Source organism: Streptomyces sp. NBC_00252, assembly GCF_036187565.1.
GTDB lineage: Bacteria > Actinomycetota > Actinomycetes > Streptomycetales > Streptomycetaceae > Streptomyces.
In genome coordinates this window covers 339071-353924 of the sequence record NZ_CP108087.1, presented here as the reverse complement: position 1 = coordinate 353924, position 14854 = coordinate 339071, and the positions used below count along the sequence as shown (strand labels likewise).

Here is a 14854-nt window from a genome sequence, read left to right as displayed (position 1 = left end):
TTACCGCCCTGGACAGGCACCTGCTGCACCAGGCCGTTCGCTGCCGCCATGAGTGAGCGTCATGGCGCCGCACGGAGCTGTGCCGCCTCGTGGCGCAGTGCCCCCACAGTGGCCGTCACCTCGGGGGAGCGGTCGCGGACCGTGACGGCGACGACCGCCCGGCCGAGCCAGGCGGTGTCGTCGACGTGGACGGTGCGGACTCCCGCGGGGACCGCGGCCGCGGCCACTTCGGGGAGTACGGCGATGCCGAGACCGGTGGCGACGAGGCCGAGGCGAGTGGGCCACTCGCGGGCGGCGTAGGCGATCCGTGGGTGATCGAGGGTGGGCCAGGCGCCGAACTGGGGGTCGTCACGCAGGCCCTTGCCGACGATCCAGGGCTCGTCCCTCAGCTCGGTCACCGGGACGGACTTGCGGCCGGCGAACCGGTGGCCGACAGCGACGGCGAGCAGCAGGCCGCCGTCGAGGAGCAGGTCGCGGCGCAGGCCCTCGAAGTCGTAGGCGGGCAGGTCCGGTCCCACGCCGATCACCGCGACGTCGATGCGGTGGGCGCGGAGTTGGCGAAGCTGCGTGGGCGAGGACGCCTCGCCGAACTCGACGATCAGACCCGGGTGGTCGTTTCCGAGCCGGGCCAGGGCCCTGGGGACGAGCACGGCGGCAGCCGAGGGGAACGCCGCGACGGCGACCCGGCCGGTGACGTGGTCCTGGAGCCCGGCGAGGTCCGCGCTGACGGCGTCGATCTCGTTGAGGGCGGTCGCGGCCCGGCGGGCGAGCATCATGCCCGCGGGCGAGGGGGCCACCCCGCGGGCGCCCCGGACGAACAGCGGCGCACCCGCGGCGGCTTCCATCGCCGCCACCTGACGGGAGACCGCCGACTGCGTGTACCCGAGCGCGTCGGCCGCGGCGGTGAACGATCCGGTGTCGACCACTGCCTGGACGACGCGGAGTCCGGTGAGGGTGAAGTCCGCCATGCCGTCATCCTGACACATTCCCAAACCGCATGTCTCCTATGTGAGACCTTCGCTGGTGGAATGCCTGGATCGGCAGCACGCTGGAGGAGCAACAGCACAAACATCACGCACAGGGAGCACCATTCATGGCTAAGACCTGGTTCATCACGGGCAGTTCGAGGGGCTTCGGCCGCGAGTGGACCGAAGCGGCGCTCGAACGCGGCGATCACGTCGCGGCGACGGCTCGGGACGCCAGCCTCCTGACCCCACTGGTCGAGCGGTACGGGGACGCGGTCCTGCCGGTCCGCCTCGACGTCACCGACCGCGTCGCGGTGCAGGAGGCGGTACAGCGTGCCCACTCGCACTTCGGTTCGCTGGATATCGCGGTCAACAACGCCGGCTACGGCCATTTCGGCATGGTCGAGGAGCTGGACGAGGACGAACTCCGAGCCCAGATGGAGACCAACTTCTTCGGCGCGATCTGGGTCACGCAGGCCGTACTGCCCCTCATGCGGGCGCAACGCTCGGGAAGGATCTTGCAGGTGACCAGCGAGGGAGGCGTACGCGCGTTCCCCGGTATAGGCGCATACCACGCCTCCAAGTGGGCTCTTGAAGGCCTGTCGGAATCCCTGGCCCAGGAAGTGGCGGCCTTCGGCATCCACATCACCAACGTCGAGCCCGGCCCCTACGCCACCGACTGGCTGGCTCGCGGGGCCCGGCACAGCGAGCAGCACCCGGACTACGCCGAAGTCCACGCGGCCACCGCGCCGGACTTCGAGGTGGGTGACCCGCGCGCGACCCGTGACGCGATACTCCGGATCGTCGACGCGGAGCAGCCCCCTCTGAGGGTCCTCTTCGGCAAGTCCTTCACCGACGTCGCCGCTCTCTACGAAGAGCGACTGAGCACCTGGCGTCAGTGGCAGCCGCTCTCCCTGGCCGCGTTCGGCTGAGCGCCGGCCCCGGCTGGCAGGGGGCTACTTACCGGAGCCGACGTGGTAACCGACCGGGTCGACGATGACGTCCGGAACGGTGCCACTGGACGGGGAGACGGTGACGGCCAGGTCGTCGAGGTTCACGATTTCCCCGACCGTCTCGTTGGGCGGGGTGACGTCGAGCCGGGTGTACTTCTTGCCGGAGCCGCTGGTGTCCTGGCTGAAGTGCAGCAGAAAACGGGTCTCCTCACCGGCTCCGACGGTGACCGTGGATGCCGAGGCGTCGGAACGGGCAGCGTCCGGCCCGGTGTCGCCCAATCCGTCGGGGCCCACGAGCTGGACGCCCGGGAAGCCGTGCATGCTGCATTTGGTTGAACCGGTGTTCTTCAGGTTGACGACTATCTCACCCTCGACTCCGCTGGCGGTCGCACTGGGGGCGAGGCTGTCGGTCTTGCACCTGGGGGCCGACGTCGAGGACTGCGCCTGGCCGGCGGTTCCGCTGCCCGTGCCGGAGCCGGAGGAGGAACCCGAGGTCGAGCCCTTGCCGCCGGTGGAGGTGCCGCCGGTGGAGCCGCTCGCGGTGGTGGATGCGCTGGTGCTGGCGGAAGCACTCGACCCATCGCTGCTGTTGCACCCGGTCAGCGAGAGGGCGGCGGCAGCGACGACGAGGGCAAGGGCGGGCATCTGCTTGGCGCGCATCGGTACTCCTGGGAATCGGTGTCGTATCGGCCGCTCGCTCCGGCTGAGCGGCCTCGGTTGTTTCATAGGAGGCCGAGGCCCGGGCCTGGGTTGTGGCAGGAGATGCCTCAAGACACCCCTGTGACAAGCGGGTTGATGCGCCGTTACGGGAAACCGGAGAAACCCGGAAAGACGAGGCCCGCATCCACATCAAGTCCGACTGGACCACAAACCTCGCCGATCTCGACCTGAGCTGACAGCAGCACATCGCCCCTCGGCCTCCGCCGCCCGCACCGGCGGGGTCACCCGGCCGCTCTCGGGCAGCCGTGGGGTACCAGGCCCGCAGGACAGCTGACGAGCCGGCCGGCGCTCCCCGTGCCGGAAAGGCGAGGTTTCGGCACGTCGGCCCGGGCTACTCGTAGGGAATGTCCAGACGCTGCGGCCGTATCCCTGAGGGGACGGATTCTCCGCGTCGCGGACGCCACCGAACGATGACTGATGGACGTGCCTGTTTTGCCGGGTGCCGTCCCTGGGAGGGTCCATGAGACTGGCTGACTGGTTGCTCGCGCCCGGCGAGCGAGGCAACCCGGCGACCCGTCTGGAGAGCCGCCGGCCCGGGGGAGTGGCGTGGTCGACGGGGAACCAGGTCCGGCCCCTCGTTCACGGCACGGTGTACTTCGGCGAACTGCTCAAGGCCGTCCGCGCCCAACAGCCGGGCGACCTGCTGCTGTTCACCGACTGGCGCGGCGATCCCGACGAACGGCTCGACGGCCCCGGCAGCGAGATCGGACAGGTGCTCTCTGCGGCCGCCGAGCGCGGAGTCATCGTCAAGGGGTTGATCTGGCGTTCTCACCTGGACCGCTTCCAGTTCAGCGAACGCGAGAACCGTCACCTCGGTGAGGAGATCAGAGCGGCGGGCGGAGAATGCCTGCTCGACATGCGGGTGCGCCCCGGCGGCTCGCACCATCAGAAGGCCGTCATTCTGCGTCACCCGGGACGGCCCGAGCGGGACGTGGCCTTCGTGGGCGGCATCGACCTGTGCCACAGCCGTCGCGACGACACCGCACACCAGGGCGACCCGCTCAGCCAGCCGTTCGCGGCGGCCTACGGGCCGCGCCCGCCCTGGCACGACGTCCAACTCGCGATCCACGGCCCTGCCGTCGGCGATGTCGAAGCCACCTTCCGCGAACGCTGGGAGGACCCGGCCCCGCTCAGCCGCAGCCCGCTGGGACGCCTGCGCGAGCTCCTGCACCATGAGGACACCACAGCCGACCCGCTTCCCGCGCAGATGGACGACCCGGAGCCCTGCGGCACACACACCGTGCAACTCCTACGCACCTACCCGTCCCGTATCCCCGGCTACGACTTCGCCCCGCACGGCGAACGCAGCATCGCCCGCGGCTACCGAAAGGTCCTGCGCCGGGCCCGCTCCCTGATCTACCTGGAGGACCAGTACCTGTGGTCGGCCCAGGTCGTCAGGTGCTTCGCCGAGGCGCTGGTCGCTCACCCCGAGCTACGGCTCATCGCGGTCATCCCGGCCCACCCCGACGAGGACGGGCGGATGACGCAGGCGATGAACCTCGTCGGGCGGATCAGCGCACTGAACCTGCTGCGCCGTGCGGGCGGTCACCGGGTCGCCGTCTACGCACCGGAGAACCATGCCGGAACTCCCGTGTACGTTCACGCGAAAGTCTGCGTCATCGACGACGTGTGGGCCTCTGTGGGATCGGACAACGTCAACCGCCGCTCCTGGACGCACGATTCCGAGCTGAGCTGCGCCGTGGTGGACGAGGCGCTCGACCCTCGTGAGCCACGCGACCCGGGAGGCCTCGGCGACGGAGCCCGCGCCTACGCCCGCGACCTGCGACTCGAACTGGCCTGCGAGCATCTGGACCGCACTGATCCGTCGGAGCTGTGCGACCCGGTGAAGGCGTTCCGCGCTTTCGCGGAGTCGGCCTCCGCGCTGGACGCGTGGTACGACGGCGGACGCCAGGGCCCCCGGCCTCCCGGCCGACTGCGCACCTACCGCACCCCGCGGCTGTCGCCCACGATGACGGCCCTGGTCACCCCGTTCTACCGCCTGCTCGCCGACCCCGACGGCCGCCCCCTGGCGCTGCGCCGTAGCGACTCCTACTGAACGCCAAGGTCATTCCAGTGGCTGTCTGCCTCGCGATTGCGACGGCCTTCGGTCGTGAACACGTCCTGGATATTGGACAACTGCGTGTGCAGCCGCAGAGATTCGGTGACCCTGGATGACCGTGACTGAAGACGTGAGCGAGACGGCGCCGGACAGTGAGGTAAGGGCGCTTCTTCGGATCTTGGACGGACAGCGACGCCACGTCCTCGGCATCCTTGACGGGCTTGACGCGAAGGACCTTCGACGGCCCGCGCTGCCCTCTGGATGGCACTGCTTGGGACTGGTTCAGCACCTGACGCTCGATGTGGAGCGGTTCTGGTTCCGTGCCGTCGTCGCCGGGGACGAGGAGGTCATCCAAGGTCTGCCGATCGGCGACGAAGCGTGGAAGGTGGCCCCGGAAGTGTCAGCGGGCGAAGTGCTCGAACGATATCGGCGTGAGGCGGAACTCGCCGACGCCGTCATCACCGCCACTCCGGCCGACGCCGCACTGGCCTGGTGGCCTCACGACCTGTTCGGTGAACCGCACCTGCACACCTTACGCGACGTCGTTCTGCATGTCGTCGCCGAGACCGCGTGCCATGCCGGCCACCTCGATGCGGCGCGAGAACTACTGGACGGCCGCCGCTGGTTGGTCCTGACCTGAAAATCACCCCGGTCAGGCGGTGTGCCGGGTGGTGGTGGCCCGGTGCGGCATTCGGGATCGTATGCCGGGTCGGGCGGAACGGTGCAGGCTGGAATCCCCGTACGAAATGGGCCGGCAGGGCCGCCCTCAAGCCGCCGAGGCTCCCCGCACCGCGTTGTCCAAGTGGGCGATGACCTCCGCCACGTCGTCGCTCTCGGTGTGGCGGATCAGTTCCAGGGCCGGGCGGACCAGGGCGGTCGGGCGGGCTATCAGCCGGGCCAGGACCGCGGCCCGGATGTCGAGGCGGTCGATGGTGGTCTCACGGTCCTTTTCGCGCTGGCCGGCCAGAAGGACCGCGTTGTGCCAGGCCTCCGCGCGGGACTGGACGATGCTGAAGTCGAGGATCTGCTCGTCGGTGCGGCCGCCGACCCGGTCCAGCAGGGAAAGGAGCGGTGACACGGCGTCGACCGAGTCCTGCACCGCCAGCACCACCCGCGCCAGGATGTCGTTGATCAGCAGGAAGTCGTGCCGCAGCGCCTGGATGTCCCGGCCAGGGTCCGTCCCCGCGGCGGCGACGGCCAGGTCGAGGTTGATGTGCGCGTTCACGCCGAGTACCAGGTGCTGGACGATCACGGTGTCGGCGTCGTCGAGCAGGCCGAACGTCTCGCGCCAGCAACGCGGCCCGCTCCGGTCCCGGCGCCAGGCGTCGTGTGCCGCGAAGTAACGGTTCCCGAAGAGCGTGTCGAAGCGGTCCATGCGGGCACCGTCCTCGAACTGCCCCTCATGGATGGCGGTACGGATCTCGACGGTCACCTGCCGGTACAGGGCCGCGAAGTACCCGATCCGGTCACCGGTGCGGGTCGCCTCCCGCACGATCTCGGCAAGCCTGTCCACGACCTCGTCGATGTTCTGCGCCGTCATGCCCAACTCCCCTTTGCCGGAGCCACACTTCGGTCTGTTCAGTGTCACCGGTACCGGCCGTTCCGGCAGTGCTCACGCCAGGACGCGTCCTGATCCTGGTCATCGTCGGCCCGCTCACCGCCCGCGGACGTGGCCCCTGTCCTCGATCGTCACCAGCCCGTCAGCAGTAGGTGGTTGAGGAGGAGGGCCAGGACGGCCTGTGCCGTGAGCCAGGCGCGGGGCCGGGGGAGGAACGCGCACGCGGGAAGCAGCCACATCGCGAACGGCAGCCAGATGCGTTCCGTCTCCGCCTTGCTCATGCCGGAGAGGTCGGCCACGAGAAGGGCCAGCAGTGCGGCGAACACGAGCAGGGCGAGCCGGGGTTCGGGCGCGGCCGTACGGAAACCGCCCCGGAGGTCCCGGAGTTCGGGACGTGCCGACGCGGCGCCCGACCGCCGCAGCCCCACGACCGTCGCCGGGCCCACGATCAGCGCGGTGCAGGCCAGGTTCGCCCACACCCAGTAGGCGTAGGGGCGGGTCCCGCCGACACCTTCGTAGTAGCGGGTGATCAACAGGTGGTACGCCTCCCACCAGTTGAAGCCGAGGAGGGTGAACACGAGGGGGACGACGGCGAGTCCGGCGACGACGTACGGAAGGGGGCGCAGCCGTCGGTGGCCGAGGAGCAGCGCGGCGGCCGCGATCACGGCGAACAGTGTCAGGCCGTAGGAGAGGTACGCGGTGAGGCCGAAGAGGAGGCCGGAGGCGAGGCCGGCGGAGCGTGGCCGGTTGCCCGTGACGGCGAGGGCGAGGAACGCGACGGACCAGGCGGCGACCGCCGCGAAGTAGCCGTCGGCGGAGGTGCCCATCCACACGGCGGCCGGGGCGAGGACGAGGTAGGGGGCGGCGCGGCGGGCGAGTTCCTCGCCGGCGAGGGCGCGCACGGTGACGAGGACCGCGGTGGCGGCGGTCGCCCCGACGGTGATGCACCAGACGCCCGCCCAGGCTCCGCCGCCCAGGCCGATCCGGTCGAGGAGGACGAAGGTGACGGTGGCCGCCGGGGGATGCCCGGCGATGTGCGCGGGCCAGGGCGCGGGGGAGTGGCTGAGGATGTGGTGGGTGAAGTCGCGCAGGCTGGCGGGGATGTCGTGGAAGCGGTCGATGACCGTGAGGTACTCGTTCGTGGTCGTCAGCCGTCCGGCGATGCCGCGCTGCCAGCCGTCGACCAGGGCCAGGGAGAACGTCCAGGCCATTGCGGTGCCCCAGGCGGTGAACAGCAGGGCCCGCCAGGGCAGTCGGGCGGCGAGTGCGGGACCGTAGGCGACGACGGCGACCGCGACGGCGAGCGCCGCCGGGGTGCCGGGGCCGACGTGCGGTTCCCACTGGGCGAAGACGGGTGGCCAGCCGACGAAGAGCGAATGGTCACGGTGTTGGACGGCGTCGCCGACGAGGACGGCCACCAGGACGAGCAGGGCGGCGGCGAGGGCGGCGGCCAGGTCGCGGACGAGGTCGCGCCGACGGTCGCCCGGAACGTCACGGCGACGGTCGTCGGGACGGACACGGGGACGGTCGCGGAGAAGATCGCGGTTCACACCGACACGCTAGGCCGGAGGGTGGCCGACGGAACCGCCGCCGGAGTGGACGTCAGGGTTTCGTCATGGTTTGCGAACCCGTTCGGGGGGTGTTCCCGGCCTACGGTCGGGTCATGCCACGTTCCCCCTCCTCACCTGCGTTCTGGCGCAGCCCGCTGCGCGGTCCCTGGTTCACCTCCGTGCTGGGTGTCGTGCTGCTCGCCGGGATCACGGTGCTGTTCGTGACGGGCCTGCTGTCGTACGCCGCCTACAACCCGGACCTGTCGTCGGTGAACGACCAGACCCCGGACAAGGGCCTGCTCGGCTTCTATCTCTTCTCCTGGCCGACGCACCCGTCCTGGCTGTACCGCCTCACGCAGGGCATCCATGTCACCCTCGGCATCGCACTGATCCCCGTGCTGCTGGCCAAGCTGTGGTCGGTCGTGCCGAAGCTGTTCGCGCTGCCGCCCGCCCGCTCCCTGGCGCATGCCCTGGAACGGCTCTCGCTGCTTCTCCTCGTGGGGGGCGGTCTGTTCGAGTTCACCACCGGAGTCCTCAACGTCCAGCTGGACTACATCTTCCCCGGCTCCTTCTACCCCCTGCACTTCTACGGCGCCTGGGTCTTCTTCGCCGCCTTCCTCGCGCACGCCGTCCTGAAGACCCCCCTGGCCCTGCGCAACCTGCGCCACCTCCGCGACGAACAACCCTCAGGGGAAGGGGAGTTGGTGTCACCGAACCCCGCCGAACCCACCGTCTCGCGGCGCGGTGCCCTCGGTGTGGTGGGCGGCGGATCGCTGCTCCTGCTCGCCACGACGGCGGGCCGCAGCTTCGACGGACCGCTGCGGGAGACGGCGCTCCTCGCACCGCACGGCGGGCCCGAACCGGGCGGCGGTCCAGGCGGGTTCCAGATCAACAAGACGGCCGCCTACGCGGGCATCAGCCCGACGGAGACCGGAGAGGAAGCGTGGCGGCTGGTCGTGACCGGCCGAGACGGCCGCAGCGTCCGCCTCGACCGCCCCCAGCTCCTCCAACTGGCGCTCCACAGCTCGGCGTTGCCCATCGCCTGTGTGGAGGGCTGGTCGACCTCGGACCAGTGGTGGCGGGGTGTACGACTGCGGGATCTGGCCGCGCTGGTCGGACACGACGATCCCGTGGACGTCCTCGTGGAGTCGCTGCAACGCCACGGGGCGTTCCGGCGCGCGGCCCTGCGCGCCAACCAGGTCGCCGACCCGCGTTCCCTGCTCGCCCTGTTCGTCAACGGCGAGGACCTCACCCCCGACCACGGCTACCCGGCACGCGTCATCGTCCCCGCGGCGCCCGGCGTGCTCAACACCAAATGGGTGGCCCGGATGACGTTCGGAGACCTGTGATGCGCGTTCCGTTCAGGCGGCCGCCCCTCGGCAGCCCGCTGCAGATCCTTCTCCTCGCCTGCTCGTTCGCGCTCGCCGGGTACGCGGGGGTGCGGCTGCTCGCGGACGACTGGTTCGGGGTGGCGCTGTGGTTCGTGGGCGCGGCGCTGGTGCACGACCTGGTGCTGGTGCCGTTGTACGCGGGGGCGGACCGGGCCCTGACGGGAGCGTTGGGGGCGGTCGGCCGCCGGACGTGGACGCTCTACGTCCGGGTCCCGGCCCTGCTGTCCGGCCTCCTGCTGCTGGTGTGGTTCCCGTTGATCAGCGGGCAGGTGGCGGACCACTACCGGTCGGCCACCGGCCTGTCCGGCGACGGGTTCCTGTCCCGCTGGCTGCTGGTCACCGCGGTGCTGTTCGGGGGCTCGGCCGCGCTGCTCGTCCTGCGGTTGCGCAGGGCGAGGAAGGAGCGACCGTCGGCCGTCCACTGACCGTCCGGGCGCCACCCCGCCCGGCGGGCGTGGCGCAGCAGGGCAGGGGTGCCCAGACGGGCCCAGGGGAAGGCGTTGCCGGTGGCGCCTCGGCCGTCGGCGACATGTACCTGCACGCGTTCGTCGACGTCGACCGGGGCGGTCTCGGCGATCAACAATCCTTCGGCGGTGAGGAGTTGGGACACCCGTCGCAGCAGGGCGTGGGGGTTGCCGCCGATACCGACGTTGCCGTCGATGAGGAGTGCGGTGTCCCAGCGACCCTCGCCGGGGAGGGGCTGGAAGACGGACCGGCGCAGTGCCTGCCCGCCCAGGCGGACGGTGTGCGCGACGGCGGCCTCGCTGACATCGACACCCAGCGCCCGTCGCCCTCGCGCGGCGAGCGCCGCCACCAGCCGCCCCGGTCCGCACCCCACATCGAGCACGGCCCCCTCGCACCGCCCCAGCACCTCCAAGTCCGCGGCATCGGCTTCGGCGCACCACCGCTCGACCTCCAGGGGCAGCAGCCAGCCGTCGCTGCGGCGCAGGTAGAGGGGACCGCGGCCGGTACGCAGCGCGTCGGTGTACGGATCGGCTGACCAGGGGCGTGCCGTGAGGTCGAGCGGTGCGGAGGGCAGCAGCCCGGGGGCCGGTGCGGATCGTTCGCCGAGATCCGCCGTCGGGTGACCGGTCAGGCTCGGCGGGGGGTGGTTCATGAGGGCGGTTGCCGGGCTCCCCTTCGCTGTCGGCTGCCCCGTCTCGTGTCCGGCGTTCACCGGACAACTGCCGTGTGCAGCCTGGCCAGTTCGCCGGCGAACCGACCCGCCGGCGCTTCAGCGGCGACCAGTTCGGCGTCGTGGGCCGTGTCGACGTCACGCAGACTCGGCAGATCGTGGACGCGGAGACCCGCGGCCGTCAGCCGGGCGCGCTGCACGGCACCGGTGGTGGGTGTCGACATCGGTACGCCACGCAGGAGCGCGGGGTCGGGATCGGCGAGGCCCAGGGCCCAGAACCCGCCGTCCTCGGCCGGACCGAAGTACGCGTCGCAGTCGGCGAAGTCGACGGTGAGGAGTTCGGGCGTCACCTGCGGGGTGTCCATGCCGATGAGCAGCGCGGGCCCGTCACAGCCGGCGAAGGCGGCGGCCAGTCGTTCGTCGAGCCCGCCGTCGCACTGCGGTACGACGTCGAAGCCCGGCGGCAGCCAGGGGCCCGGCGCTCCGGCGAGCACCAGCACCCGCCGCCGTGCGGGCGTCGCCAGCACCACGTGCAAGGTGTCGACCAGCGACGCCTCGGCGAGCGCGGCGGCCTCCTCGGCCGTGAACGGCGGAGTGAGCCGGGTCTTCACCCGTCCCGGGAGCGGTTCCTTGGCGATGACAAGAAGGGTGGTCACAGGGAGTTCGCTCCTTGCGGTGCGGAGAAGGAGCCGGTGGTCGACGCGCCAGTGGGTGCCGGGGGTTCGGCCAGGACGCGGCGCATGTCCCGCACCGCCTGCCAGGTCCCACGCCAGGTCCCGGTGACCTTGGAGGCGCCGGTGCGCGGCAGATACGGCACATCGTGCTCGGCCACCCGCAGACCGGCGTCCGCGGCCCGAACGACCATCTGGAGCGGGTAGCCGCTGCGACGGTCCGTCAGGCCGAGGGCGAGCAGATCCGTGCGGCGGGCCGCACGCAGCGGGCCGAGGTCGTGCAGGCGCAGTCCGGTGCGGCGGCGCAGCATCCCGGCCAGCGCGATGTTTCCGGCCCGGGCGTGCGCGGGCCAGGCGCCTCGTCCCTGCGGACGACGCCGCCCGAGCACCAAGTCCGCCTCGCCGTCGCGTACTTCGCGGACGAAGGGCACCAGGAGGGACGGGTCGAGCGAGGCGTCGCAGTCGCAGAAGCACACGATGTCCGCGGTGGCGGCCAGCAGTCCGGCGTGGCAGGCGGCACCGAATCCGCGGCGCTCCTCATGCACGACGGTGGCGCCGAGGCCGCGCGCCAGTTCCGCCGAACCGTCCGTGGATCCGTTGTCCACGACGAGCGCACGCCAGCTGTCCGGGATGCGGGCGAGTACCCAGGGCAGAGCCTCGGCCTCGTTCAGACAGGGGAGGACCACGTCGACAGGCGCCGGGTCCGGTTCCGTTGCGGGGAAGGTCGTCACGGCTTTCACCCTACGGGCGAGATTCGGGCATATCGGGCTTCCGGTCCTTACGAAACGCGGACGTCGAGGCGCGAAACCCGGTGGCGAGCGCGGCCGGTGGGACGCTGGAGGACATGCAGCAGCCGTACGAATCCCCAGCCGCGGTACCCGTCCTGAGCAGGCCCCGGGACACGATGCGCGTCCTGGTCGTGGACGACGATCCGACCGTCGCCGAGGTCGTCTCCGGGTATCTCGACCGTGCCGGATACGTCGTGGACCGTGCCGAGGACGGACCGGAAGCTCTCGCCCGGGCCGCCGCGCACTGGCCCGACCTGGTGGTGCTCGACCTGATGCTGCCGGGCATCGACGGCCTTGAAGTATGCCGTCGGCTGCGCGGACACGGGCCCGTGCCGGTCATCATGCTCACCGCGCGCGGGGACGAGGACGACCGGATCCTGGGCCTGGAGGTCGGCGCCGACGACTACGTCACCAAGCCGTTCAGCCCGCGCGAACTGGTCCTGCGCGTGGAGTCGGTGCTACGGCGCACTCGGCCCGCGACCGCCGCACGCACCCTGCGATCGGGCGGACTCACCGCCGACCCCGCCGGCCGCCGTGCCAGCAAGAACGGCGCCGAACTCGCCCTCACCATCAGGGAGTTCGACCTGCTCGCCTTCTTCCTGCGACACCCGGGAGTGGTGTTCAGCCGGGAGGACCTCATGCGGGAGGTGTGGGGGTGGGACTTCGGTGACCTGTCGACCGTCACCGTGCACGTCCGGCGGCTGCGAGCCAAGGTCGAGGACGATCCGGGGCGGCCCCGGCTCATCCAGACGGTGTGGGGCGCCGGATACCGCTTCGAGTCCACCGGCACGGCCGGCACCGGGGAGGGCTGATCATGGGGGACATATTGCTCATCGCCCTGTTCGCCTTCCTCGGTGCCGCCGCTGCCGGGGTGCTCGGCGCCGGTGCCCTGTGGCTGCTGCGCCGCCGCTCGCTGACCGCGTCCGTCGCCGTGGTCGCCGCCGTCGCCGTGACCGCGATGCTCGCCGGAACCCTGGCGGTGGCCCAGGCGATGTTCCTCTCCTCGCACGACCTCTCCGTCGTCACGACCGTCGTCGCCATGGCCGCCGTCGTCTCCCTCCTCACCGCCCTCCTGCTGGGCCGCTGGGTCGTCGCCCGCAGCCGTGAACTCGCCCTCGCCGCCCGCGACTTCGGCGACGGCGGCGACTTCTCCGCCCCGGTCGGCCCCGCCACCGCCGAACTCGCCGACCTCAGCCGCGAGTTGGCCGCCACCAGCGCCAAGCTCGCCGAATCCCGCGACCGCGAACGGGCGTTGGAGTCGTCCCGCCGTGAACTCGTCGCCTGGATCTCCCACGACCTGCGCACCCCGCTCGCCGGTCTCCGCGCGATGTCCGAGGCCCTGGAGGACGGCGTCGCCGCCGACCCCGACCGCTACCTCCGCCAGATCCGCACCGAGGTCGAACGCCTCAACGACATGGTCGGCGACCTCTTCGAACTCTCCCGCATCCACGCCGGGACACTCACTCTCTCCCCTTCACGGATGTCCCTCTACGACCTGATCGGCGATGCCCTCGCGGGTGCCGATCCGCTCGCACGTGAGCACGGTGTACGGCTGGTCGGCGACTGGATCGAGCCGGTGCCGGTCGAGGTGGACGGCAAGGAGATGAGCCGCGTCCTGGGAAACCTGCTGGTCAACGCGATCCGGCGGACCCCGGCCGACGGCACCGTCGCCGTCGCCGCGGAACGCTCCGCCGACGGGGTCGTGCTGTCGGTGACGGACGGCTGCGGCGGCATCCCGGAGGACGATCTGCCCCGGGTCTTCGACACCGGCTGGCGCGGCACCCACGCAAGGACCCCACCGGCCGGAGCCGGTCTCGGCCTCGCGATCGTGCGCGGCATCGTGGAGGCCCACCAGGGCCGCGCCGCCGTACGGAACGTCTCGGGCGGCTGCCGCTTCGAGGTGACGCTGCCCATGGCCGAGGCGTGAACGCCGGAGAGGTCCTCGGCCGACTACTGCTCTCCGCGCAGCTTCGACGTCGCGAACTCGCGCATCCCCTCGGTGAATTCGACCTCGGCCTTCCAGCCCAGTTCGGCTCGTAGCCGGGACGAGTCCGCCGTGATGTGGCGGACGTCGCCGAGGCGGTACTCCCCGGTCACCACAGGGGCGGGCCCTCCGTACGCGGCGGCCAGCGCCTGCGCCATCTCACCGACCGTGTGGGGTTCCCCGCTGCCGGTGTTGTAGGCGGCCAGCGTCCCCTCCTGGGGTTCGGATTCAAGGGCCGCCACGTTGGCTGCGGCCACATCGCGGACGTGCACGAAGTCCCGCCGCTGGCCGCCGTCCTCGAAGACGCGAGGCGACTCACCGCGCGCCAGCGCGGAGCGGAAGAAGGAGGCGACCCCCGCGTACGGGGTGTCGCGGGGCATCCGCGGGCCGTACACATTGTGGTAGCGCAGCGACACGGCCGAACCGCCGGTTGACCGCGCCCAGTTCGCCGCCAGATGCTCCTGGGTCAGCTTGGTCGTCGCGTACACGTTCCGCGGGTCGACCGGAGCGTCCTCGCCGACCAGTCCCGGCGTCAACTCCTCGCCGCAGCGCGGACACCGGGGCTCGAAACGCCCCGCGTCCAGATCGGCCACGGACCGTGGGCCGGGCCGCACCGGTCCGTGCTCCTCGCAGGCGTAGGCGCCCTCGCCGTAGACGACCATCGACCCGGCGAGCACGAGGCGTCGTAGGCCGGCGTCGGCCATGGCGGTGAGCAGCACCGCCGTACCGAGGTCGTTGTGCGAGACGTAGTCGGCCGCGTCACCGAACCCCGTCCCCAGTCCCACCATCGCCGCCTGGTGACACACGGCGTCCACATTCGGCAGCGCGGACGCGACCGCCTGGGGACTGCGCACGTCGAAGCCGTCGCGCAGGTCGAACACGACCGCCTCATGACCGCGTGCGGTCAGTGCCTCGACGACATGGGACCCGATGAACCCGGCACCGCCGGTGACCAGTACTCGCATGCACCCGACGCTAGGACCGATGCCCCGCCGCGTGGCAGCACCACGCCCGTCACGTCACCGGTCCGTAAGACCTGTTTGGACACCGTTTCTCTTGGCCGGGGGGGCAAGCCGTGAA

The 14854-nt window shown here is 71.3% G+C and carries 14 protein-coding genes; 6 read left to right on the top strand and 8 right to left on the bottom strand.

The features are described from left to right. Nucleotides 1-59: 59 nt before the first annotated feature. A complete protein-coding gene (locus OHT77_RS01580; protein WP_328826082.1) occupies nucleotides 60-968 on the bottom strand; it encodes a LysR family transcriptional regulator in 909 nt (302 codons plus the stop codon). A 125-nt stretch (nucleotides 969-1093) separates the two neighbouring features. On the opposite strand from OHT77_RS01580, the gene OHT77_RS01575 reads away from it, so the two are divergent. Beyond that, nucleotides 1094-1897 carry an SDR family NAD(P)-dependent oxidoreductase gene (locus OHT77_RS01575; RefSeq protein ID WP_328826081.1) on the top strand — a complete coding sequence of 268 codons (804 nt, stop codon included), beginning with the start codon at nucleotides 1094-1096 and terminating at the stop codon, nucleotides 1895-1897. Between the two features lie 24 nt (nucleotides 1898-1921). On the opposite strand, the gene OHT77_RS01570 is transcribed toward OHT77_RS01575, so the two are convergent. Then, nucleotides 1922-2578: a DUF4232 domain-containing protein gene (locus OHT77_RS01570; protein ID WP_328826080.1), complete on the bottom strand. Its 657-nt coding sequence runs from the start codon at nucleotides 2576-2578 to the stop codon at nucleotides 1922-1924. Nucleotides 2579-3098: 520 nt separating this feature from the next. Between OHT77_RS01570 and OHT77_RS01565 the strand changes: the two genes are divergently transcribed. Both OHT77_RS01565 and OHT77_RS01560 read left to right on the top strand, forming a co-directional pair. After that, nucleotides 3099-4694 (top strand): phospholipase D family protein, encoded by a 1596-nt coding sequence (locus OHT77_RS01565; RefSeq protein WP_328826078.1) that lies wholly within the window; start codon nucleotides 3099-3101, stop codon nucleotides 4692-4694. A gap of 115 nt (nucleotides 4695-4809) precedes the next feature. Further along, nucleotides 4810-5337 (top strand): DinB family protein, encoded by a 528-nt coding sequence (locus tag OHT77_RS01560; RefSeq protein ID WP_328826076.1) that lies wholly within the window; start codon nucleotides 4810-4812, stop codon nucleotides 5335-5337. A gap of 126 nt (nucleotides 5338-5463) precedes the next feature. Here OHT77_RS01560 and OHT77_RS01555 read toward each other — a convergent pair whose 3' ends face one another. Beyond that, the gene (locus OHT77_RS01555) at nucleotides 5464-6237 is read right to left on the bottom strand and encodes a DUF5995 family protein (protein WP_328826075.1); all 774 of its coding nucleotides are present in this window, start codon (nucleotides 6235-6237) and stop codon (nucleotides 5464-5466) included. 149 nt (nucleotides 6238-6386) lie between these two features. Next, nucleotides 6387-7805: a hypothetical protein gene (locus tag OHT77_RS01550; RefSeq protein WP_443047886.1), complete on the bottom strand. Its 1419-nt coding sequence runs from the start codon at nucleotides 7803-7805 to the stop codon at nucleotides 6387-6389. Between the two features lie 113 nt (nucleotides 7806-7918). Between OHT77_RS01550 and OHT77_RS01545 the strand changes: the two genes are divergently transcribed. Then, complete coding sequence (locus OHT77_RS01545) at nucleotides 7919-9154, top strand: molybdopterin-dependent oxidoreductase (RefSeq protein WP_328826074.1); 1236 nt, start codon at nucleotides 7919-7921, stop codon at nucleotides 9152-9154. Between the two features lie 322 nt (nucleotides 9155-9476). On the opposite strand, the gene OHT77_RS01540 is transcribed toward OHT77_RS01545, so the two are convergent. Genes OHT77_RS01540 through OHT77_RS01530 form a run of 3 tightly spaced genes read right to left on the bottom strand, consistent with a single transcriptional unit; the run spans nucleotide 9477 to nucleotide 11742 of the window. After that, nucleotides 9477-10313 carry a class I SAM-dependent methyltransferase gene (locus tag OHT77_RS01540; protein WP_328826073.1) on the bottom strand — a complete coding sequence of 279 codons (837 nt, stop codon included), beginning with the start codon at nucleotides 10311-10313 and terminating at the stop codon, nucleotides 9477-9479. Nucleotides 10314-10369: 56 nt separating this feature from the next. Beyond that, a complete protein-coding gene (locus tag OHT77_RS01535; RefSeq protein ID WP_328826071.1) occupies nucleotides 10370-10987 on the bottom strand; it encodes a TIGR04282 family arsenosugar biosynthesis glycosyltransferase in 618 nt (205 codons plus the stop codon). After that, nucleotides 10984-11742: a glycosyltransferase family 2 protein gene (locus tag OHT77_RS01530; RefSeq protein WP_328826070.1), complete on the bottom strand. Its 759-nt coding sequence runs from the start codon at nucleotides 11740-11742 to the stop codon at nucleotides 10984-10986. The genes OHT77_RS01535 and OHT77_RS01530 overlap by 4 nt, the downstream gene beginning before the upstream one ends. 104 nt (nucleotides 11743-11846) lie before the next feature. On the opposite strand from OHT77_RS01530, the gene OHT77_RS01525 reads away from it, so the two are divergent. Together OHT77_RS01525 and OHT77_RS01520 are read left to right on the top strand one after the other, a co-directional pair. Beyond that, nucleotides 11847-12602 (top strand): response regulator transcription factor, encoded by a 756-nt coding sequence (locus tag OHT77_RS01525; RefSeq protein WP_443047885.1) that lies wholly within the window; start codon nucleotides 11847-11849, stop codon nucleotides 12600-12602. Between the two features lie 2 nt (nucleotides 12603-12604). Then, nucleotides 12605-13717 carry a sensor histidine kinase gene (locus tag OHT77_RS01520; protein ID WP_328826069.1) on the top strand — a complete coding sequence of 371 codons (1113 nt, stop codon included), beginning with the start codon at nucleotides 12605-12607 and terminating at the stop codon, nucleotides 13715-13717. Nucleotides 13718-13740: 23 nt separating this feature from the next. Here OHT77_RS01520 and OHT77_RS01515 read toward each other — a convergent pair whose 3' ends face one another. Beyond that, the gene (locus OHT77_RS01515; RefSeq protein WP_328826068.1) at nucleotides 13741-14739 is read right to left on the bottom strand and encodes an NAD-dependent epimerase/dehydratase family protein; all 999 of its coding nucleotides are present in this window, start codon (nucleotides 14737-14739) and stop codon (nucleotides 13741-13743) included. Between the last annotated feature and the right edge of the window lie 115 nt (nucleotides 14740-14854).